General features: G+C 35.3%; 17 protein-coding genes. 5 read left to right on the top strand and 12 right to left on the bottom strand.

What is annotated here, in order from left to right:
* The coding region (locus NBRC110019_RS15905) for a DUF6705 family protein (protein WP_373877009.1) at window positions 1–519 on the top strand (519 nt) is incomplete at its 5' end.
* Between the two features lie 52 nt (window positions 520–571).
* Here the strand turns inward: NBRC110019_RS15905 and NBRC110019_RS15900 are convergent.
* From NBRC110019_RS15900 to NBRC110019_RS15880, 5 genes are all read right to left on the bottom strand, one after another.
* Complete coding sequence (locus tag NBRC110019_RS15900) at window positions 572–1,051, bottom strand: ankyrin repeat domain-containing protein (RefSeq protein ID WP_281756462.1); 480 nt, start codon at window positions 1,049–1,051, stop codon at window positions 572–574.
* 192 nt (window positions 1,052–1,243) lie between these two features.
* Window positions 1,244–2,683, bottom strand: a complete 1,440-nt coding sequence (locus NBRC110019_RS15895; protein ID WP_281756461.1) for a catalase — start codon at window positions 2,681–2,683, stop codon at window positions 1,244–1,246.
* 171 nt (window positions 2,684–2,854) lie between these two features.
* Window positions 2,855–4,180, bottom strand: coding sequence for a Na+/H+ antiporter NhaA (gene nhaA / locus NBRC110019_RS15890; RefSeq protein ID WP_281756460.1), 1,326 nt, complete (start codon window positions 4,178–4,180; stop codon window positions 2,855–2,857).
* 58 nt (window positions 4,181–4,238) lie between these two features.
* A complete protein-coding gene (locus NBRC110019_RS15885; RefSeq protein WP_281756459.1) occupies window positions 4,239–4,457 on the bottom strand; it encodes a helix-turn-helix domain-containing protein in 219 nt (72 codons plus the stop codon).
* A 4-nt stretch (window positions 4,458–4,461) separates the two neighbouring features.
* On the bottom strand, window positions 4,462–4,731 hold the full coding sequence (locus tag NBRC110019_RS15880) for a hypothetical protein (protein WP_281756458.1): 270 nt from the start codon (window positions 4,729–4,731) through the stop codon (window positions 4,462–4,464).
* 210 nt (window positions 4,732–4,941) lie between these two features.
* Between NBRC110019_RS15880 and NBRC110019_RS15875 the strand changes: the two genes are divergently transcribed.
* From NBRC110019_RS15875 to NBRC110019_RS15865, 3 genes are all read left to right on the top strand, one after another.
* On the top strand, window positions 4,942–6,768 hold the full coding sequence (locus NBRC110019_RS15875) for a TonB-dependent receptor (protein WP_281756457.1): 1,827 nt from the start codon (window positions 4,942–4,944) through the stop codon (window positions 6,766–6,768).
* A gap of 100 nt (window positions 6,769–6,868) precedes the next feature.
* Window positions 6,869–7,555, top strand: coding sequence for a ComF family protein (locus tag NBRC110019_RS15870; RefSeq protein WP_281756456.1), 687 nt, complete (start codon window positions 6,869–6,871; stop codon window positions 7,553–7,555).
* A 53-nt stretch (window positions 7,556–7,608) separates the two neighbouring features.
* A complete protein-coding gene (locus NBRC110019_RS15865) occupies window positions 7,609–9,225 on the top strand; it encodes an Ig-like domain-containing domain (protein WP_281756455.1) in 1,617 nt (538 codons plus the stop codon).
* Window positions 9,226–9,356: 131 nt separating this feature from the next.
* Here the strand turns inward: NBRC110019_RS15865 and NBRC110019_RS15860 are convergent, their stop codons facing one another.
* From NBRC110019_RS15860 to NBRC110019_RS15830, 7 genes are all read right to left on the bottom strand, one after another.
* Window positions 9,357–10,133 carry an amidohydrolase gene (locus NBRC110019_RS15860; RefSeq protein ID WP_281756454.1) on the bottom strand — a complete coding sequence of 259 codons (777 nt, stop codon included), beginning with the start codon at window positions 10,131–10,133 and terminating at the stop codon, window positions 9,357–9,359.
* Window positions 10,130–11,905 (bottom strand): MutS-related protein, encoded by a 1,776-nt coding sequence (locus NBRC110019_RS15855; RefSeq protein WP_281756453.1) that lies wholly within the window; start codon window positions 11,903–11,905, stop codon window positions 10,130–10,132. Before NBRC110019_RS15855 ends, NBRC110019_RS15860 begins: the two co-directional genes overlap by 4 nt.
* 106 nt (window positions 11,906–12,011) lie before the next feature.
* The gene (locus tag NBRC110019_RS15850) at window positions 12,012–14,684 is read right to left on the bottom strand and encodes a TonB-dependent receptor (RefSeq protein WP_281756452.1); all 2,673 of its coding nucleotides are present in this window, start codon (window positions 14,682–14,684) and stop codon (window positions 12,012–12,014) included.
* Window positions 14,685–14,841: 157 nt separating this feature from the next.
* On the bottom strand, window positions 14,842–16,485 hold the full coding sequence (gene pgi / locus NBRC110019_RS15845; RefSeq protein ID WP_281756451.1) for a glucose-6-phosphate isomerase: 1,644 nt from the start codon (window positions 16,483–16,485) through the stop codon (window positions 14,842–14,844).
* A gap of 24 nt (window positions 16,486–16,509) precedes the next feature.
* The gene (locus tag NBRC110019_RS15840) at window positions 16,510–17,790 is read right to left on the bottom strand and encodes a peptidoglycan DD-metalloendopeptidase family protein (protein WP_281756450.1); all 1,281 of its coding nucleotides are present in this window, start codon (window positions 17,788–17,790) and stop codon (window positions 16,510–16,512) included.
* 11 nt (window positions 17,791–17,801) lie between these two features.
* Window positions 17,802–18,761, bottom strand: coding sequence for a tryptophan 2,3-dioxygenase family protein (locus NBRC110019_RS15835; RefSeq protein ID WP_281756449.1), 960 nt, complete (start codon window positions 18,759–18,761; stop codon window positions 17,802–17,804).
* A 1-nt stretch (window position 18,762) separates the two neighbouring features.
* Window positions 18,763–19,548: a DUF3108 domain-containing protein gene (locus tag NBRC110019_RS15830; RefSeq protein WP_281756448.1), complete on the bottom strand. Its 786-nt coding sequence runs from the start codon at window positions 19,546–19,548 to the stop codon at window positions 18,763–18,765.
* Between the two features lie 495 nt (window positions 19,549–20,043).
* Here NBRC110019_RS15830 and NBRC110019_RS15825 point away from each other — a divergent pair.
* Window positions 20,044–22,209, top strand: a 2,166-nt coding sequence (locus NBRC110019_RS15825; protein ID WP_373877008.1) for a PKD domain-containing protein, incomplete at its 3' end; no start/stop codon positions are given.

Raw genomic sequence — 22,209 nt, 5'->3', positions numbered from 1 at the left:
CTAGAAAACCAATCAGATTATGCAGAAGCCCCTGAAAGTACTCCTTATTACTTTAAAGACATCAATAATGTTTTAGATAAGTTTATAGGCACATGGGAAGTAACTAGCGGTACCGAGTATATAAAAATAAACATTACTAAAATAGTAAAGGCTTATTTATGGGAAGAGTTTTATGAAAACGATGATTATCTAGACATTCTTAAAGTTACTTTAATATCCTATAAAAAAAATAATGTACAAACCTATAGCAACTACGTTCTCAGTACTAATTTCATATCAGAAAGTTACCTACTAGACATTAATACAGTTAAGTTTTTTTATAATGAACCTACTACAGGTTGTAAAAGAAATAAAGGAGGGTATCTAACGTTAACGTATGTACCTAGCCAAGGAGCCAATGGCCAACTACAGTGGCATAGAAACACCTATATCAATGAAGGTGCACAATGCTTTAACGGAGGTACCGTTGATAGGTCTGAATTTTTAATCCCTAGAGATTTAACGCTACAGAAATTGTAGCTCTAAAAACTAGTCGGGTGACAATTCTGCTAGTTTTCTTTATGGCAATTTTTTAATCTTCTAACAATGCTACAATATCATTAAGACCTTGAAGTTTAGCTTGCATAAGCGCTGTATTGCCTCTAACATCTTTAATAGTTTTATCGGCATTGTTATCTAATAACTTTAACAGAATATCTTTATTACCAAAGGTAGCGGCGTATACTAATGCCGTAGCTCCGTTGGCATTGGTTGCATTTACATTAGCTCCTACTCCAATTAAATAATCTACTACCTTGGTATACCCTTTAAAGCAAGCTCCCATTAAGGCACTGTTACCACTAAAATCTTGCTCGTTTAAAGAAGCTCCATTGGCTATCAATATCTTCACTATTGGCAATTGATCGTAATAGGCTGCCAATATAAGCGGAGTAGACCCTCGCTGATCTCTTACATTTACCAATTGCGGTTGCACATCTATAAGCATAGCAACGCATTCCTCGTTTCCATTTCTAATGGCATTAAAAAATTTATCTAAAAGTGTGTTTTCCATACGCTAATTTTTTAAAACCCGGTATTGTACATCTTCATATAAAGGATGACACCAAACTTATTTCTTTCGAATTTTCTGAAGTGGGAGGAGAAAATTCTAAACATCTCAATACCGGGCTTCTTTATTACATTACATCCAAATTATTTTCAAGTACTCAAGACACATCTATGAGTAGTCATCTCAAGCATCAAGCTATATCCCCAACGCTTTTCTAACACCTGCACCATACGCAGGGTCGGCAGCATCAAAATGTTTTAACTGACGCTCTACAATCTCCATTGGCACTCCTGACATAGCAGCAGCAATATTACTAAACAAACGTTCCTTTTGTTCGTCATTAAACATTCTAAACAAATCACCAGGTTGTTTAAAATCACCAATAACATCTTGATCTTCGTAACGCGTAATATCGCCATCAATCTTCATTGGAGGCTCTTGAGCAGAAGAGTCTTCTACCGGACCACCAAAAGAGTTTGGTTCATAATACGCATCGATTACTCCAGAGCCGTTTTCAAAGAAACGCATTGCCCCATCTTTATGGTAATGATTCATTTCACTTACCGGAGCATTTGCAGGTAGTGCCTCATAATGGGTTCCTAATCTGTATCTGTGTGCATCGGCATACGAGAAGATACGCGCTTGTAATAATTTATCTGGTGAAAACGCAATACCCGGTACAATGTTAGACGGTGAAAATGCAGCGTTCTCTATATATTGAAAATAGTTCTCAGGGTTGGTATTTAACTCCATCTCTCCTACTTCAATTAACGGATAATCGGCATGCGGCCAAACACGGGTAATATCAAACGGATTGTAAGGTGTTTTGGTAGCATCTTCCTCTAGCATTATCTGTACCTGTACTTTCCATTTTGGATACTTACCATCTTCGATAGCACCAAATAACTGCTCTTGGTATGACTCCCTGGTTTCTCCAATTACCTTAGAAGCCTCTTCATTAGTTAAGAACTCATGTCCTTGTTGTGTTTTAAAATGGAATTTCACCCAATAACGCGCTCCCTCATTATTCCAGAAGGAGTAGGTATGCGATCCGTAACCATTCATATGCATAGGTGATTTCGGGATTCCTCTATCAGACATTAGAATGGTAACCTGATGCAAACTTTCGGGTGTTAACGACCAAAAATCCCACATGGCAATGGCAGATCGCATGTTTGTTTTTGGGTGCCTTTTTTGAGTTCTGATAAAATCAGGGAATTTATAACCGTCTCTTACAAAGAAAACGGGCGTATTGTTACCAACTACATCCCAGTTTCCTTCCTCTGTATAAAATTTAAGGGCAAAACCTCTTACATCTCTTTCTGCATCGGCAGCACCTAGTTCACCTGCCACAGTAGAAAAACGTGCTAACATTTTGGTTTGCTTACCTACCTCAGAAAAAATACGAGCTTTGGTATATTTAGAAATATCGTTAGTTACGGTAAACGTACCTAATGCCCCCCATCCTTTAGCATGCACTACACGTTCTGGGATACGTTCACGATTTTGGTGTGCTAATTTTTCGATTAATTGATAGTCTTGTAACAAGACAGGACCTCTGTTACCTGCTGTTAATGACTTTTGATTATTAGGTACCGGAGCACCGGCAGACGTAGTTAATTTTTTCGAACTCATGGCTTACGTATTTTTGTAATAACAAATATACCATAAGATAATACTATTAATTAAGCACCATCAATAGATAGTGTTTATAGTTAAATAACACCATATTATAAATAAAAAACACCCCTGTAAAATTAGGGGTGCTTAGGCATGCTTCAATTTGTTTGTTATATATAATTGATATTATTCTTTAGTTGATGGGTTAGACTCCTCTTTACCTAAAATCATTTTTAACACTACATAGCCGATTATACAAGCAATAAACGACCCTGCTAAAATACCCACCTTAGCCGAACTAAGCAGGGCTACATCTGTAAACGCCAAATTAGCAATAAACAACGACATCGTAAATCCGAGTCCGCCTAAGAAACCAGCACCTATAATATGTTTAAAGTTTACACCTTTGGGTAATTTAGCAATCTTAGCTTTTACCGATACGTAAGACGCTAACGATATACCCACCACTTTACCTACAATTAAGGCTATAGCAATATGAAATACCAAATCGTACTCTATATTAGCATTATCGGTAAAGTTTACCCCTGCATTGGCAAAAGCAAATATGGGCATAATTAAAAACGTTACCCATGGATGCAAATCGTGTTCTATTTTTTGCAATGGTGAATTAATAGCCTCTGATGCTTTTCTAATATTATGAGCCGCATGTACACGCTCTTCATCCATTATATGGTGCGTTTCTAAGTGTTCTTTATCTTGTACAAAGCTTTGCACTGAGTACTGAATTTTATCAAAAAACTTATCTAACGTTGTAAGTCTGGTAGCAGGAATAGTAAAGGCCAATAATACCCCGGCAATGGTTGGATGTATCCCCGATTTTAGGAAGCAAATCCATACCACAACACTCAACGGGAAGAAAATATATCTGGAGAAATACTTCTTAACTCCCATAAACGCCATAAAACTTAAAATAATACCTGCATATAATAATAAATCCCAGTGAATATTGCTACCATAAAAAATAGCAATTACCACTACCGCCGCCAAGTCGTCTACAATAGCAAAAGCTGTAAGAAATACTTTTAACCCTAGTGGTACACGTTTGCCAAACAATTGTAAAATACCCAAAGAAAAAGCTATATCGGTAGCCATTGGTATTCCCCAACCTTTAGCAGTATCTACACCACTATTTAGGGTTATGTAAATAATAATAGGTACAACAACCCCTCCAAGGGCAGCAATCACAGGCAACGATGCCTTCTGAACTGTTTTAAGTTCTCCGTCTAAAATTTCACGTTTAATTTCTAAGCCCACATGAAAAAAGAAAACCGCCATTAACCCATCGTTAATCCAAAGGTAAAAAGGTTCGGTTAGCTCAATTCCGTTTTCTACAAAGCCAAACGTAAATTCACTATTTAAAAATTCGGTATACAAATGATGCCAAGGTGAGTTGGCAACTATGAGTGCAAGTGCAGTAGCAAACAACAATAAGAAGCTTCCAGAGTTGGAAGACTTCATAAAACTATCTACTGGCTTAAGTATATTGTTCATTGATATTAATTTATAGCACAATTTACAAATAACTAAGAGTTGAAATACATGACAATCGTCATTTTATTATAAAGTCCTTTGTATACGATAAAATGTCTCCCGGTTGACAATCGAGTTCTTTGCAAATAGCTTCAAGGGTAGAAAATCGGATGGCTTTTGCCTTACCTGTTTTTAAAATAGACAAATTTGCTACGGTTATCCCCACAGCCTGTGCCAACTCTATACTCTTCATTTTACGCTTGGCAAGCATTACATCTAAACTTATTTCTATAGGCATAATCTTATATGGTTAAATCATTTTCTTCTTTTAAGTCATATGCTTTTAACATAAAATCAGCTTGTATTTTTAGCAATAGTCCAAAAGCAAACACTAAAAATAAGGTTACTAAATTAGCATCAAGTACAATATTAAAAGAGCTAGGTAACACTATGCACACCAAAAACTCAGCACACTTTTCAAAAACCATAAGTGTTCCACAAGCTAGAAAGTACCGCCCTGTTTTATGAAGCTTTTTGTATAGCGACCTATCAAAAAGGGGATTCGAAAGCATAAAATCTAAAACGCTAAACTATAAAAAAAATTATTGTTTTTCAATATTTTTTTATCAAAAAACAGTAAATAATTTTTCAAAAATATAACTATTTAGAACATTTATTGATAAAAAACTAGTCACATTCTAATCGATTTTTTACCTTAGCCACCTTAATTTAATAAGCTAAAAAGCAAGATTACTTGCGTTTAAAGTGTTTAATTTCATAGCATGAAAAAAATAAGTTTCTTTATAGGTATGGCATTACTTACAGGTGTTCAAGTACATGCCCAAGAAAAAGAAGTTGAAAAAGAGGAACAACTAGAAGAAGTAGTTGTTTCTTCCAGTAGAATTGATCTTCCTTTCCCAGAAAACTCACGTACTATTCAAGTTATTACCGGCGCCGACATTAAAAGAAGTGGTGCTACTACCGTAGTGGAAGCATTGCAACAAGTTGCCGGTGTAGATATTAGACAAAGAGGTTTAAAAGGTTCCCAAGCCGATTTATATATTAGAGGCGGTAGTTTTGACCAAACCTTACTTTTAATAGATGGCATTAGGGTAGAAGATGCACAAACTGGTCACCATACCTTAAACTTAGCATTACCTATTGAAGTAATAGAACGTATAGAAATTATTAAAGGTCCGGCAGCTCGTGTATTTGGTCAGAATGCGTTTACCGGAGCGGTAAACATTGTTACCAAGACTGCTCCTGATAAAATGGTTAAGATTGGCGCCGAAGCAGGATCATACCAGCAACTAAATGCCAATGTAACTATTGGCACTAATCTAGAAAAATCGTCTCATATAGTTACTTACAATCGTAATGTATCTGAAGGATACCGTTACAATACCGACTTTAACAATGAGACCTATTTTGTAAAAAGTACCTTTAATAAAAACCACAACCCCATTAATGTATTGGCCACTTTAGCTGAACGTAAATTTGGAGCAAACGGATTCTACGCTAGTCCATCTGCTACCGATCAGTACGAAGAAACACAGGCTAGTTTAATCGGTGTTTCTACGGTTATTCAAAAGGAAAAACTTACCCTAAAACCAAAGGTATATTGGAGACGTAATCAAGATTTATACCTTTATATACGTAACAATCCGCCTGCCTACAGAAACTTACATATTACCAACAAAGTTGGAGCGGAGTTAAATGCTGCCTACAAAAGTAATCTTGGAGTTACTGGTTTTGGAGTAGATGTTGCTAAAGTTTTTATTAGTAGTAACAATCTTGGAGACAACAATCGTTTTATGACGAATATGTTTGTTGAACACCAATTTAACTTGTTAAAAGATAAATTAGACATTACTCCTGGTATTGCGGTGAACTATTTTTCAGATTTTAAATTCCATGCCTTTCCGGGAATTGATATGGGCTATGCAATTTCTGATTATATTAAGGCCTACGCTAACTTTGGATACACCTACCGTGTACCAACATATACCGATTTATTTTACGCCTCTTCTACTACCATAGGAAATCCTAACCTAGATACAGAAGAAGCTATTTCTGAAGAAGTGGGTATTAAGTACCTAGCTCCTAAGTTTCAGTTTACACTTGCCTTTTTTAACAGAGATGCTAAAAAACTCATTGACTATGTAAAAGAAAATGAAGGCGATTTATGGCAAGCACAAAACATACGTGATGTACAATCGAAAGGGATAGAGACAGAAGTTACTTATCACTTTAATATCAGCGATTTAAAAAACACCATTAAAGTTGGTTATATGTTTTTAGAAGACGATGTTAAGAATTTAGATCTTAACTACTCGCAATACTCTATTAACTCTACAAAGCATCACCTTACTGCAAGTTATAGTTCTCAGTTTATTAAAAACGTACGACAATCTGTTATCTATAAATATATAGAAAGAACTTCAGGTATCTCATACAAAGTGGTAGATGCCAGCGTTGCCTATACTATGAACGACTTAGAATTATCTGTAATGGCTAACAACATATTTAATGAAACTTATACCGAAACCAATTTAGTACCAATGCCAAAAGGAAACCTTTTGTTTGGTTGCACGTATACGTTTAGATAATATACTTCTTAACACACTAAGCCGACTTTATAAGTCGGCTTTTTTAGTTTATGGGAATCCTCATAAACAAATTAGCCCGTATAGTTACCTTAGCTCTTATATGCTAAATACGCTAAAAAATATTGGGTTTCTTTTCTTTCCTAAAACTTGTCCGGGATGCAACGGTTATCTATCCATCTCAGAAAATATATTATGTACCGAATGCAGACATGTGCTTTCTGTAACCAATTTTCATGAGAACCTCGATAACATTTTGGCAAGAACTTTGTACGGTAAATGTCAATTAGAAAATGCCACAGCTATGTTTCTTTTCAGAAAAAAAAGTATTGTACAACACCTTATACACAACCTTAAATACAAAGGACAAGAACAAGTAGGATCACTGTTAGGTGTTTGGTACGGAAGCATATTACAACAAGCTAAAGACTATCAAGCCATTGATGCGATAGTACCTGTACCAGTGCATCCCAGAAGAAAACGCCAGCGTGGATACAATCAGGTAACCAAATTTGCTACAGAACTCGCTTTAGCCTTAGAGGTACCTTATCTGGAGGACGTACTCATAAGAACTCGTTACACGAAAACCCAAACTTTTAAAAATCGACTCTTACGACAATACAACAAAAATGTATTTAGCCTGCACAAAAAAAATACACATGTCCCGAAACATATTCTGTTGGTAGACGATGTTATAACCACCGGAGCTACCATTGTAAACTGTGTTCTACAACTACAAAACATTCCTAATGTCAAAGTATCTGTAGCTGCTATAGCCTTTACAGAATGATTTTACAATTCATAAATTTTAATGTTACTTTGTAATCTATTTTAAAAGAACGAATGAGAGCTATTTTCATAAAATCGATACTATTAATTTTTGTAGCTATTTTAGTGGTTGATTGTGCTAAACGAGGTACACCAACTGGAGGTCCAAAAGACGAAACGCCACCTGTTTTATTAAAAGCAGTGCCCGATACTAGCACTGTCAATTTTAGATCTAGAGAGATTAAATTATATTTTGATGAGCTTGTAAAACTAAATAACATTCAAAAGCAATTAATTGTATCGCCTCCTATGGAAACGGCACCTAGTATTTCGCCTTCCAGTACTGCCGGAAAGGTGTTTACTATTACTATAAAAGATACGCTTCAAGCCAATACAACCTATGTATTAAATTTTGGACAAAGTATTACCGATAATAATGAAAGTAACCCCTACCCGTTCTTTAAATATGTATTCTCTACCGGAGATTATATAGACTCCCTTACCGTAAACGGGGACATTAGAGATGCTTTTAATAAAGAAGCAGATGACTATGTAAGCGTAATGCTTTATAAATACGATGAGAATTATACCGATTCGTTGATTTATAATGAACCTCCAATGTATATTACCAATACATTAGATAGTTTAACAAAATTTGAAATTACAAATGTAAGAGAGGGTAAATACAAACTATTTGCGCTGAAAGATGCTTCAAACAACAATTTGTTTAACCAAAAAACAGATAAGATTGCATTTTATGAAGGCGTAATAACCGTACCAACAGATTCTTCATATACGCTGAACCTCTTTACAGAGGTAACTAATTACCGTGCTGCTTCGCCAGGATTAGAAGCAAAGAACCGTATCAGATTCGGATTTGAAGGAGATACTACCGATGTAGAAATTAAAGTACTATCGGAAACCCCCGAAGATTTTAAATACCGAGTTTTACCTGATAAAGAAAAAGATACACTACATTATTGGTTTACACCTTTTGAAGCAGACTCGCTAATCTTTACCGTAACGAAGGAAGCGCAAATAGATACCTTTAATGTACGTATTAAAGATTTGTACTGGGATTCTTTAGCCATTCAACAAAACTTTAAGTCGGTCTTGCCTCCTAACAAAATATTTAAACTTTCTGCCAATACACCCTTAACCAATATTAATACAGACTCTATAACTATTATGCGAAAAGACTCCGTATTTATTGATTTTAAAGCAGCCCTTTTAAAAGAAACCAACGAAGTTGTATTCACCGATTTTAACCCAGAAGAGGAGAAACAATATCAAATAAAATTATATCCGGGAAGTATTAAAGATATGTTTGGTGAAACCAACGACACCCTAACCTATGCTATTAAACGCAATAAATACAATACCTATGGTACTATTGTGGTAAAGCTAGCAGATGTAGAACGTTACCCAATTATTGTTCAGTTAACAGACAGTAACGGAAAGGTAAAAGAAGAACAGTTTGCCGAAACCCCAAAAACCACCTTTTACTTTAATAACATTGAACCTACCAAATATTTACTAAGGGTTATATATGATGACAATAATAATAAACAGTGGGATACAGGTGATTACTTAAAACATGTACAACCCGAACAGATTTATTATTACCCCGATGCCATTGAGCTCCGTGCCAACTGGGTCTACGAACAAGAATTTATTCTAAAGAAGAAATAACATCAATAAAAAAACGGTTCTTAGAAAACTACTTCGGGGCAAGCCCACTAAGCATTTAGTAAGCATTGTATTTCTATTTCGAAACAAGTCTCAGAGTATTTAATCTCAATTATTGAGTAAAGAGCCGTTTTTTATACATGAATATCAAATCTATCTTGATCGTCCAGAAACTTAAATCGGTCTCTTAATTCGGTTAACACACCATAATTTAAGGTAGCCACTAATACTTCTTCTTTGTCTTCAGAAAAAACTAAAGGCGCGCCCAACACACCAAACGCCGCCGAATGACCGTTATACAGAATCTCATTTCCATCCTTTCCTACTCGGTTTACACCTACCACATAACTCATGTTTTCAATAGCTCTGGCTTTTAGCAAAGCATCCCAAGCATCAATGCGCTTAACTGGCCAATTGGCTGTATATAATAGCACATCATACACTTCTACATTTCTAGCCCATACGGGAAATCGTAAATCATAACATACCTGCAAACATAGTCTCCAACCTTTATAATCTACTATCACTTTTTCTTCTCCTCTATTGTATACCCTTTCTTCACCTACCAGTGTAAACGTATGTCTTTTGTTATAAAAATTAACCTCCCCTGTTTCTGTTACAAACACAAACCTATTGTAAAACTTACCTTGCTCTTCACAAATCATACTCCCAGCAATAGCTGCTCCCTTTTCTTTCGCCAGCGATCTCATCCATGCTACGGTAGTACCATCCATGGTTTCAGAAAAAGCAGAAGCATTCATAGTAAAACCAGTGGTAAACATTTCGGGTAGTACATATACATCGGCCAATGCACTTTGCTCTAGTAGTTCCTTTAGATGCGCTCTGTTAGCCTCGGGGTACTCCCAAACCAAATTGGCTTGCACTAAAGCTATATTCAACTCCTCTTTCATTTGTCTATTATTTGCATTTTTCTAAGTAGAAAAGAAGCATTCATATTTTTACAAACACCATCCTTAAATGTGTAATCAAAGTACAATTCATCATTTACAATCTCAGCATCAAAATAATGATTTTTCACTTGCGGTATTTCTGTTTCAAGTTCACACAAGCTTAGATCGTGTGTAGCTATAATTCCAGTTGCGTTAGCCTTCACTAGTTTCTCTACAAATTTTCTAGAGCCTATAGCCTTATCAGTACTATTGGTTCCTTTTAATATTTCATCAAGAATAATAAAGTAGCTATTGGTCTCTAAAGCATCTACAATATATTTTAAACGCGTTAACTCTGAAAAGAAGTATGAACTATCATCCGTTAACGAATCACTTGTACGCATGCTTGTAATTAATTTTACCGGCGTATACAAACTAGACTTAGCACACACAGGCAAACCTATGTTAGCCATTACAATATGCAACGATACCGTTCTTAAAAACGTACTTTTCCCAGCCATGTTTGCTCCTGTAATAATTAAAAATTGTGTATTATCAATCAACAAATCATTATCTACACGTTTCTCCTTTTTTAATAATGGATGCCCTAAACTGTTGGCCTTAATACAAACATCGTTATTAGTAATCTCAGGATAACAATACTCCGGATGGTTAAAAGCATAATTACCTAAGGTATTATATGCATCAAACCAAGCAACGGTATCAAACCAATTGGTTATCTTATCACCATAAACTGCAATCCATTTTTCTATACGATAGCTATTACGTAAATCCATTAAGAAGAAACCATTTCCCATAATAGCTCCTATAATATTGTTTCTACTATCCAATGCGTCTAATAGCTTAGAAAACTGCTTAAAAATGGCAGAAGCTTGCTTACCTTTCATGGCTATTTGCTGTTGCTTTTCTTTAAGTACGCCAGCAGTAAACTCTTGCGTTTCTATAGCACTTAGTAAAACCGCATATTGCCTAAAGGTATCTCTTGCCTTATCTGTATTAGCTGATAAATCACTTACCTTTTTAAGGTATCTTCCTGTAAGCAATAAACCAACCGTTAAAATATATCCCAATATACTAGCAGAAATAACATTATTTAATACCAATACCAGTACTATAGCAGACAAGCCCGTAATTGCCCAAGATAGTATTAGAAAAAAAGAATGGGTAAAAGGCTTATATCCAAGTAACCATTTAACAATAGCCTCATTGGTTGTCTCGGTTTTTATAAGACTAGAAGCAGCCGTAAACTCTTGCCTAAACTCAGGCTTAGATGCCAATTCCTTAATAGCATCTTGTTTATTTCCAATTCCGTCTATACTATTTTCGGTCAGTATATCGGCAAACTTTCTAGTGCCTTCTGGTAATCGAGTTCTATTGGTATACTGAAAAAACGATCCAACACCAAACAAATCAATATCAAGACTATAATAATGTTTAGCATCTTTAAAGTTTTCTCCATGGGGTTCATTATAAAAATCGCCCCCAAGTATTTGTAATTCTTTTTCATTTAAGGCTATCATAGCCTCAGAAAAACGCTTCTTATTTCTTAAATCGGTATATATAGATATTAAATATAAAAACAACGCTGTACCAACTATACCAAATATTACCGCCACTTGCCATGGCTGCCAAAACCAGTACATTAAAAAACCTGTTACTAAAAAAACTAATAATCTAAAAGTACTAAGTAATCTTAATTTTTTACGTTGTTCTTTTAACAAAGAAGTATAGACTTCTAATTGCTTTTTATAAAAATCTGTAGGTATTTCCATCTATTCTAAATAAAAACGAAAAATACTAAAAACTATTCCCATAAAAAACAAAAAACCCTTAAGCTTTCGCTTAAGGGTTTTATATAAGTTATTACTTAGTTACTTCTTAGAAGTTGTATTTAACAGAGAAGTTCCAAGTAGTTCCATAACCAAAGTAAACTTGGTTATCATCAGCTAATCCTTTATAAACCCTTCCAAGTTCTTCGTATGAAAAATCTACACCATTAACAGTTTCAGCAACATCAGTTGTTTTAATGTTAGTACTTGCTTCAGAGATATACTTTCTATTAAGAACGTTGTTTACGTTTAATCTAAACTGGAAGTTGTTGTTAGTCTCTCCAACAAACACTCTATAAGAAAGACCAGCATCTAATAAACCAAACGCAGGTAATTGTAAGTTATCTTTAGCAGCATAATCTGCATATAAATCATCATAGTATCTGAAATCTGTATCTACAGAGAACCCTTTAGCTATTTTATAATCTAAACCTAAACCATAAGTAGTTTGAGCAGCATCACCTACTTTTCCACCATCATAATCATCAGTATATGTATCTAATACATCAAAGTCTTCGTTTCTTTCGATTGTTACAGATTCACCAACATACTCCCAGTTACCTATAGAAGCAAAACCTTTAACTTTTAAACTTGGTAAAGCTTGGTAAGCAAAGCTTAATTCAGCTCCCATATGGTCTTGCTTAATACCATTGTTAGTTGTATACACTAAGTCACCCGCCTGAACAAGAATACCTGTTGCAGAAGTATACCCAGAACTTTCAGTGCTAGTAAAAGTTTTTACACGGTTTTCCCAAGTAGTTTTGTAGAAATCTAAGTTTAATTTGAATTTAGGTAAGCTTAATGCATAACCAAATTCTAAACCTGTAATCTTTTCATTCTCAGTTAATGGATTAACATTGTTATCATATCCTAAGTAGATATTGTCATGGTAAGGTTGACGAGAATAGTAACCAGCGTTAGCATAGATTTTGTGACCTTCAGCAACTACATAGCTAGTACCACCCTTTACGTTATAACCCCAGTTATTAACTTTTTCAGACTCCTCTTCGTCAGAAGTATAGTTAAATCGATCCCAACGGATGTGAGATTGATTAGATCCAGCACCTTGGAAGAAAGCAGAAAAACGATCTGTAGCATACTCAAGCTGAGCAAAAACACCAGCATAGTTAATTCTTTCATCATAGTCATATCCAATTCTTTCATCTTCGTCTGCGTAATCAAATAAAGATGACCATGGATTAGCCTCATAAGTGTTAGTTACAACATACCCTGTAGGGTATTGTGCACTTACATCACCTTCGTTAAAACCAACTAATCCAAGTTTTTCAACTAATTGACGGAAGTGAGTCCCTTTATATGTTCTTAAATCGAAACCAGCGTTGAAAGTAAGGTTTTCAGTTAACTCAGTATTAAAGTTAGTTACTAAACCATACCAAGCGTGGTTGTTAACAGAAGCTCTGATAGCAGAACCTGTATAACCTACACCAACACCTTGATCAACCGTTGCGTTGTAATCTTCAATTCCATCCCAGTTGATTAAACCGTTGTCATATTCACCACCATTTATGTAAGTAGCACCCGATCCGTAACCTCCTGTACCACCACCGCGGCCCCAAGAAGCATAAAGTACTGTAGACAAAGAAGACTTTTCGCTAATTGTCCAGTCCCAGTTTAAGTTAGCTACTGGCTTGTGGTAGTAGTTTCTTCTTAAACTCTTATAACCATCTTTACTAGAGAATCCCCAGTTATTGTTATATCTTGTTCCATACTCTAAATAAGAAGTAATCGCTTTTCTGTAGTTCTGATCGTGCCATTGAGGAGCACCTGTTAATAAGAAGTTGAAGTTATGATTTTCGTTTAACTTGTATCCTACAGAGAAGAAATAGTTTTGTCCTTGTCCTTTAGTACCATCGTTGTACCCATTACCTTGCCAGTGAGATAACATAAAGCTAAATCCCCATCCAGATTCAGACATACCTGTGTTATACCCAACAGTAGACTTGTAGTAGCTATCGTTAGCTATACCAACATAACCAAAACCACCTTCTTTTTGCTCAGTAGCTTTAGTTACAAAGTTAACAGTACCCCCAACAGAAGAGATCGCTAATTTAGAAGACCCTAAACCTCTCTGAATCTGAATTGTGTTAGCAATATCAGACATTCCAGACCAGTTAGACCAGTACATTTTACCATCTTCCATACCGTTAATTGGCTGACCATTTAAAAGGAAAGCAGTGTTGTCCTGACCAAAACCACGAACTGTGATTCTAGAATCACCAAAACCTCCTGATTGACCCGCAACGTATACAGATGGAGTATTTACTAATGTTTGAGTAACATCAGAAGTACCAATTTTCTTCTGTATTTCAGTATAAGGAATTGTACTTACTGCGATAGGTGTTTTTCTATCAGAAGCTAAGTCAATTACACCTTTACCAACGATTACTACACCTTCTAATTCCTCTGCGTTTAACATCAAAGAAATAGTTCCAACATTTTGAGTTGTGCTAGAGAAAACAACTTCTTTAGTATCAAAACCTACATAAGAAATTACTAAAACTCCGGCAGACGTAGCGTCAATTTTAAATTTACCGTCGAAGTCGGTTGTTGTACCATTTTTAGTTCCTTTTACAGAAACACTTGCTCCCGGTAATGGCATCCCCGAATCACCGTCCATTACAGTACCAGTAACTTGAGAAAAACCTACTGCGCTTATAAGCATTAAAGCCGCAGTTAGAATTAATTGTTTGATTGCTTTCATGTGTTATTAGTTTAATTAAGCAAAGCAAAATTGAGCTATTATCACATAACATATATTAAGTGAATGTTAAATAATTTAACACCTTTAAAGATAATTGTTACAATAAAAAAATGCGGTATTATAACCGCATTTTCACCTATATATATTTGACAATATATTATTTAACTCCCTTAAATATTTTCAAAAGATTAACAGTTGAATTATCATGTTCTGAAATATCTTCTGAATTTATATCTCCCAGAATACCAGAGGCTAACTGTTTACCAAGCTCTACACCCCACTGGTCATAACTAAAAATATTCCACACGAATCCTTGAATAAAGATTCTATGCTCATACAATGCAATTAAATTCCCTAATGATTTTGGGGATAATTTCTTACCTAATATAGTTGTCGTCGGACGATTACCCGTAAAAACTTTAAAATTCACTAGAGGTTCATAAGTTTCTTTAGCCACTCCTTTTGCTTCAAACTCTGCTATTACTTGTTCTTTAGTTTTACCATTTAATAAAGCTTCTGTTTGCGCAAAAAAGTTAGCCATTAACTTGTTATGATGATCTGTATCTCCATGCAGCGGAGTAATATAACCAATAAAATCTGTTGGAATTAATTTTGTTCCCTGATGAATTAACTGAAAGAATGCGTGTTGCGAGTTTGTACCCGGTTCTCCCCAGATAATAGTCCCAGTTTGGTAATCTACAGGATTTCCGGCTCTATCTACACCTTTACCGTTACTTTCCATAATCCCTTGTTGTAAATAAGCAGAGAATCTAGATAGATATTGTGTATAAGGAATAATAGCTTCACTTTCTGCTCCAAAGAAATTGTTATACCACACGGTTAACAACCCTAAAATAACAGGCACGTTATCTTCAAATGGAGTAGTTTCAAAATGGGTATCCATTTCCATAGCTCCTTCCAACATGGCGTCAAAATTATCGTAGCCAACAGCTAAGCTTATAGATAAACCTACCGCACTCCATAACGAGAAACGACCACCTACCCAATCCCACATCGGGAATACATTTTCAGGTGCTATACCAAATGCATCAACTTGCTCTAAGTTTGTAGATACAGCTACAAAATGTTTTGCAACATCTTCTTGAGTACCGTGTTTTAAAAACCAATTTTTAATGGTTGTAGCATTACTAATAGTCTCCTGAGTAGTAAATGTTTTAGAAACAATAACAAACAATGTTGTTTCAGGATCTAACTTTGCAATTGTTTCATGTACATGATCTCCATCTACATTACTAACAAAATGTACATTTAACTGATTTTTATAGTACTGTAAAGCCTCTACCACCATTGCCGGACCAAGATCTGATCCACCAATACCAATGTTTACTACATCGGTAAAAGCTTTGCCTGTATAGCCTTTTAATTCACCGCCAATTACTTTAGCAGAAAACTCTTTTATCTTACCTCTAACTTCATATACTTCAGGAACTACGTTTACACCATCTACATAAACTTCGGCATCTTCAGAAGCACGTAATGCCGTATGCAATACCGCTCTGTCTTCCGTTTTATTTATATGAGCTCCTTCAAAATATTGTTCAATTGCCTCAGATAACCCAAGCTCATTAGCTAACTCTAAAAGCAATTCTATAGTGGTATCTGTAATTCTATTTTTAGAATAGTCGTAGTAATATCCTCCTTGTTTAAGAGTAAATTTTTCGGCTCTCCCTTCATCTTGTTTAAAAAAATCTTTTACATGAACATTTTTAATTTCCTCAAAGTGCTCTTGTAGTTTTCTCCAACTTTCTGTAGTAGTTGGGTTCGTTGTTTGTAGTGCCATATATTGTTATATTCTTTGTTAGTGTTACAATTCTGTTACAAGTTCGTCATCTACAAAATCGTCATATGGTATAGCATCCAATCTTTCCTTTAACGGTTTTATAGATTTAAAATAAGACTCCTTTAATTTTTCATCTAATGGGTCAGATGGAGGCATTACCTCTCTTAATGGATCTACTTGCCTACCATTTTTCCAAAAACGGTAACAAACGTGTGGTCCTGTAGCCAAACCAGTACTTCCAACAAGTCCTATCACATCACCCTGACTCACATATTGCCCAACCTTAACCAAACGCTTGCTCATATGCAAATACTGTGTAGTATAGGTATTATTATGCTTAACCTTTACGTAATTACCATTACCCGATGTATAACTAGACTTTATAACTGTCCCACTTGCCGTTACACGAATAGGTGTACCTGTTGGCGCAGCGTAATCAGTTCCTTTATGTGCTTTCCAGCGTTTCTGTACCGGATGAAATCTTCTTGGTGTATATCTAGAAGTAATTCTAAAAATGTCTAACGGGGCTTTTAAGAAAAAACGTTTCATTTCATTTGCTTCCTCATCATAATAACCTCTTGCACCTTTCGCTTTATCTGTTACAAAGTCAAATGCATAAAATGGTTTCCCTCTATGTTCAAAAACCGCTGCTTTAATTCTTCCTGACCCAGCAGAGATGGTATCGTCAATAAACTTTTCATCATAAATAAGTTTAAACTTATCTCCTTTACGTAGTGCAAAAAAGTCAATCGTATAATCAAATACTCTTGCCATACGTTCAGCTACATCGTACCCCATACCAGCATCTAACATTGTTTGCGAAAGCGAACTATTCTCACTGATAACACCAGAAACTTTTTTCTCTACAAATTTAACAGGTTTCTTATCACGATATGATACAATACTATCAGCAAAGTCTAACACTACATAATCTATACTATTAGGCTGGTAAATAAAGCACTTAGCTTGTTGTAACGAATCTTTAGAACAAAGAATGGTATATGGCCTACCAATTTGTATACGTCTAATATCAAATGTATCTCTTGCCGTATTGGCTATCTCATACACCCTAGGATATCCAATATGATTCTTAGCCATTAATTCTCCGAAGCTATCGCCTGCTTTTATGGTATCCTTAATAACCACAAAATCGTCTAAGTTATATCCAAATTCAAAAGTAGGTTCTACTTTTTCAACCACCTCTGAAATGTCTTTTTTTCCTTCTGCTTCTTTTTCATTTTTTGGAGTATCCCCGCATGATAACACTCCTACTAAAACCCATGCTAAAAGAATAATCTTTTTCATTCTTATCTTTATTATTTTTCAGGATTAAACATATGATCTACCCACTGTTTGCCCCAGTCTTCACGTTCCTGAGCAGTCCAAAGTTCAGGAAAAAATATAATTTTCTGAAAACTTGGCGGCAAATAATTTCTCCAGTTAGTTCCTCCAGTAGCCGCTACTGCACCCTGCTCTTTTTTTAAATATCTATATGCAGACCCCATGTGCATTAACGGCCAATGTACATTGGCACTTACGTCTAAGCTACGCATAGCCTCAATAAGCTTTTCGTTAGCTTTTACATCATCGGGTAACTGTAAATATTTTAAATAAATACTGCTATTAACCACCTCATTAGCGATACGCATAAAACGGGGCGTATAACGATACTCAAACTGTTTTAGAGTCAACGTCTTTTCCCCTGTTTTGGTATCAACAGCTCCCTTTTTCCAATAAATATTTTCATATTGGTCTTCCAGATTTTCCGAATCTTTAAACTGATCTCTAACCGTATGATGTACTAAATTTTTCAAGGGTGTTGAATACAACTCAATCATACGATATTGTGCCGACTGAAAACCACTAGCTGGCAATAAAGACATACGGTATTGCAAGAATTGCTCTTTATCCATACCATTTATCATTATTTCAAACGAAGATATAAGGGTCTTGAAATACGTGTTTATCCTATGAATTTTTTTTGTAAAAAAGTCGGCATTTTGAAGTTTATCATCAATCAATTGCTTTTGCTCATGTATAATAAGCTTAAAGTACAACTCTGTTATTTGATGATACATTATAAAGATTTCCTCATCAGGAAAATGTGTTCTCGGAATCTGTAAACTCAATAAAGTATCTAAATGGATATAATCCCAATAGGTTAAGTAACGCTGATGCAATAGTCCGTCTAAATACGAACCAAGATTTTGTCCTGAGTTTTTATATTTTTCTTCTAACTTCTGTACTCTTTCCGCAATTTCGGAATCTATGTTCATTCTAAAACTGAATTTTAAATTGATTTTTCAATCCTTTATATGCATCAAGATCCGCCTTAAGAGATCCTACTCTTAAATCGGCCTGAATACGCAAAGGAATTTTATTATCGTCATTAGACACCCACAAAGTTAAACTTTCTTTTTCTTTAAACACTCTTCCAGACTGAACATAAGGCCTAAATCGCAAACATTCTACCTTTCCGAACTTGGTTTTAATATTTTCTTTGCCTAAAAACTTCAATTTAAACGTAAACACCTCGTCATCATCAAACAACATATCTATCTCAACGTAATCATCTTTTTTCAGCTCATCACCCTTTACCGTATTTCTTAAGTAGTAAAATCCAGAAATCAAATCTTGCACATCATGTGTAAAATCAATCATCTTTGTTTTTCCGTTTTTATTATTTACTACCTCTGCCTCTTTACCTTTATGATCAAAATTTATTTCTAAGTCCTTAGTATATCCACCTTCATCAATTTTTCTAACAAATTTGTAAGGCTTGTTATCAAACTTATCAAAATAACTTTCATATGTATCTTCTACCTTAAAAAACCATTTAGCTAGTCCGGTAGTTTCACCATACCCAACAGCGTGATACATCCATTTACCATTTAAATAAGCATCTTTAAGTTCAAGTGTTGCATAACTAGCATTAAAAATTCCATAATGAATTCTGAACTTAAACCATTCTCCAGGCTTGTATGTACCTGATTGACTAAATACGCTTTGGAACCCTATGAAAAGTAATGTAATTCCAATAAGTAGTTTTGTTCTTCTTTTCATGCTTTTGATTGATAATGTTGTAAAAATAATAATTAGTTTATTATAAACTTTTTTGTTAACGTTATATTACAATTATTATACCATGTTTATTTTATAAACACTTCAAAACTAAAACCATTTAAGAACCATTAAGCTTAAAAAAACGCTTACTTTAATACTGTAATTAAGATTCCCTCCCTCATAAACAAAAAAATACTGATTTGAAACATACTATTTTGTAAATAACTACAATAAAAAATTAACCCTCTAAAAAACAACAAGTTAAAATTCTACATACTTCTAATAAGAGTACACTAAATTTGCTTAAAAAAATAAAAATACTTAAATTATTCTCTAGCATAACTAACTTCTCAAATCAAATACTCAATTTTTAACTTATATTTGTTATAATATTATAAAAAACTCATAGCCAAATAATTAACAAACAACACCAAAAAACCTTATTCATAAAATACCCCTAACCCAAAAATAATTATTAACTAGTTTTTTTAATTTATGGAACACAAGTACCCTTATTTTAGGAATAAAATTACTTTCCTAAAAACCCTAAGTTTTGTTTTCCTTATTGCCTTTTATTCACAATTGGCATTCGGAAACAACTCAACCCCACTACGTACGCCCTATGAAATTAACAAAGACGTATGTAATTTAACCACCACCGGAACTCAACAAAATAGCTGTACAGGAATGAACAATGGAACAGCTACAGTTACCGTAACCGGCGGAACAGCGCCTTATACCTACTCTTGGAGCTACGGTGTTAGTATAACCGATACAGCTGAAAATTTAGCCCCAGGAACCTACATAGTAACTATTACCGACAATGCATCGTGTACTATAAACCACACTTTTGTCATTACCGAGACTGATATTACGCCACCGGAAGGTTTAATTTGTAAAGATATTACCCTAGAATTAGACGCTAACGGACAAGCCTCTATAACTCCAACAGACGTTTCTGAAGCTTCTCTATACTACATAGATCAAACAGGCGCCTTTAACCCTATTGATATTTCATCTGGAGCTACTGACCTTTCCATAGGAGATGACCAAATTATATCTAATCTTCCTATTGGTTTCGATTTTGATTTCTTTGGGGTTAGTTACTCTTCCTTTAATATTTCCTCGAATGGATTTATGTCGTTTGACGTAATTTCGAATAGCGGATGTTGTTCAGGACAATTTTTACCAACCCCAGGATTTGGAAGCTTAATTGCTTTTTCATGGGAAGATATTGATCCGGGTAACGGAGGTCAGCCAGTTGAAAACGTAGTTAGGTACAAAACTGTAGGTACTGCTCCTAACAGAGTTTTAGTAATGGAATTTTACAACGTAGACCACTGGAGTAACGGTAACAACATAACTACACAAGTACAATTGCACGAAGGAAGTAATGTAGTAGAAATACACACCACAGTAATGCCTAGTGATGGCGGAAATCACACACAAGGTATTCAAAATTCGGATGCTTCAATAGCATATCCGGTTCCTGGAAGAAATTCACAAAACTGGAGTATTTCAAACGATTACGTAGCATTTATACCAACCTTACTAGATGCATGTGACGGAACTAATGTAACATTAAGTACCGACATCACTTCTTTTGACTGCACCAACTTAGGTGCTAATTCAGTAGTTGTTTCGGCTTCTGACACCTCTGGCAATACAGACACCTGCACTGCCACTGTAACAATAATAGACGCTATAGCTCCTACCCCTGATAACACCACATTAGCAGACTACTCTTCTCAATGTGTTGTAGAAGAATCTGACATCACGGTTCCTACAGCTACTGATAACTGTGGGGCATTAACAGCAACACACAACACTACCTTTCCTATAAGCACTTTAGGAACTACGGTAATTACTTGGACATATACTGATGCTTCAGGCAACACAGCTACACAAAATCAAAATATAATTATATCACAAGACACCACAGCTCCAGTGGCCGATAGCGCCACTTTAGTTGATATTACAGCGCAATGTTTAGTGGTAGAAACGGATGTTATGGTGCCAACCGCTACCGATAACTGTGCGGGTACGGTAACTGTTACACACAATGCCACCTTCCCAATAACAGCACAAGGCACTACGGTAATCACTTGGACATATACCGATACAGAAGGAAACTTCAGTACGCAAACGCAAAATGTAATAATTACAGATACTACAGCGCCAGTAGCAGACAACCCTACTTTAGCCGCTATTACAGACCAGTGCATAGTGACTGAAACAGATGTTCCGGTACCAACCGCTACCGATAACTGTGGGGGGACAGTGACTACAACTCATGATGTTACTTTCCCTATTACTATGCAAGGGACTACCATTATTACATGGACGTATACAGATGAGAACGGAAACTCGGCTACACAAAATCAAAATGTAGTGATTGCTGACACTACAGCTCCGGTTCCAGATAATACAACTTTAGCAGACATTACAGATCAGTGTATGGTGGCCGAAACAGCTATTACAATCCCTACTGCTTCTGACAACTGTAGTGGTACAGTAACTACAACTCACAATGTTACTTTCCCTATTACTGCACAAGGGACTACCGTTATTACATGGACGTATACAGATGAGAACGGAAACGCTTCTACACAAAATCAGAATGTAATTATTGATGATACTACTGCTCCGGTTCCAGACAGT

Origin of the sequence: Neptunitalea chrysea, assembly GCF_027924145.1 — a bacterium.
Taxonomy (GTDB): domain Bacteria; phylum Bacteroidota; class Bacteroidia; order Flavobacteriales; family Flavobacteriaceae; genus Neptunitalea; species Neptunitalea chrysea.
The sequence above is the reverse complement of the archived record's forward strand: the minus strand, read 5'-3'. Positions and strand labels throughout refer to the sequence as shown.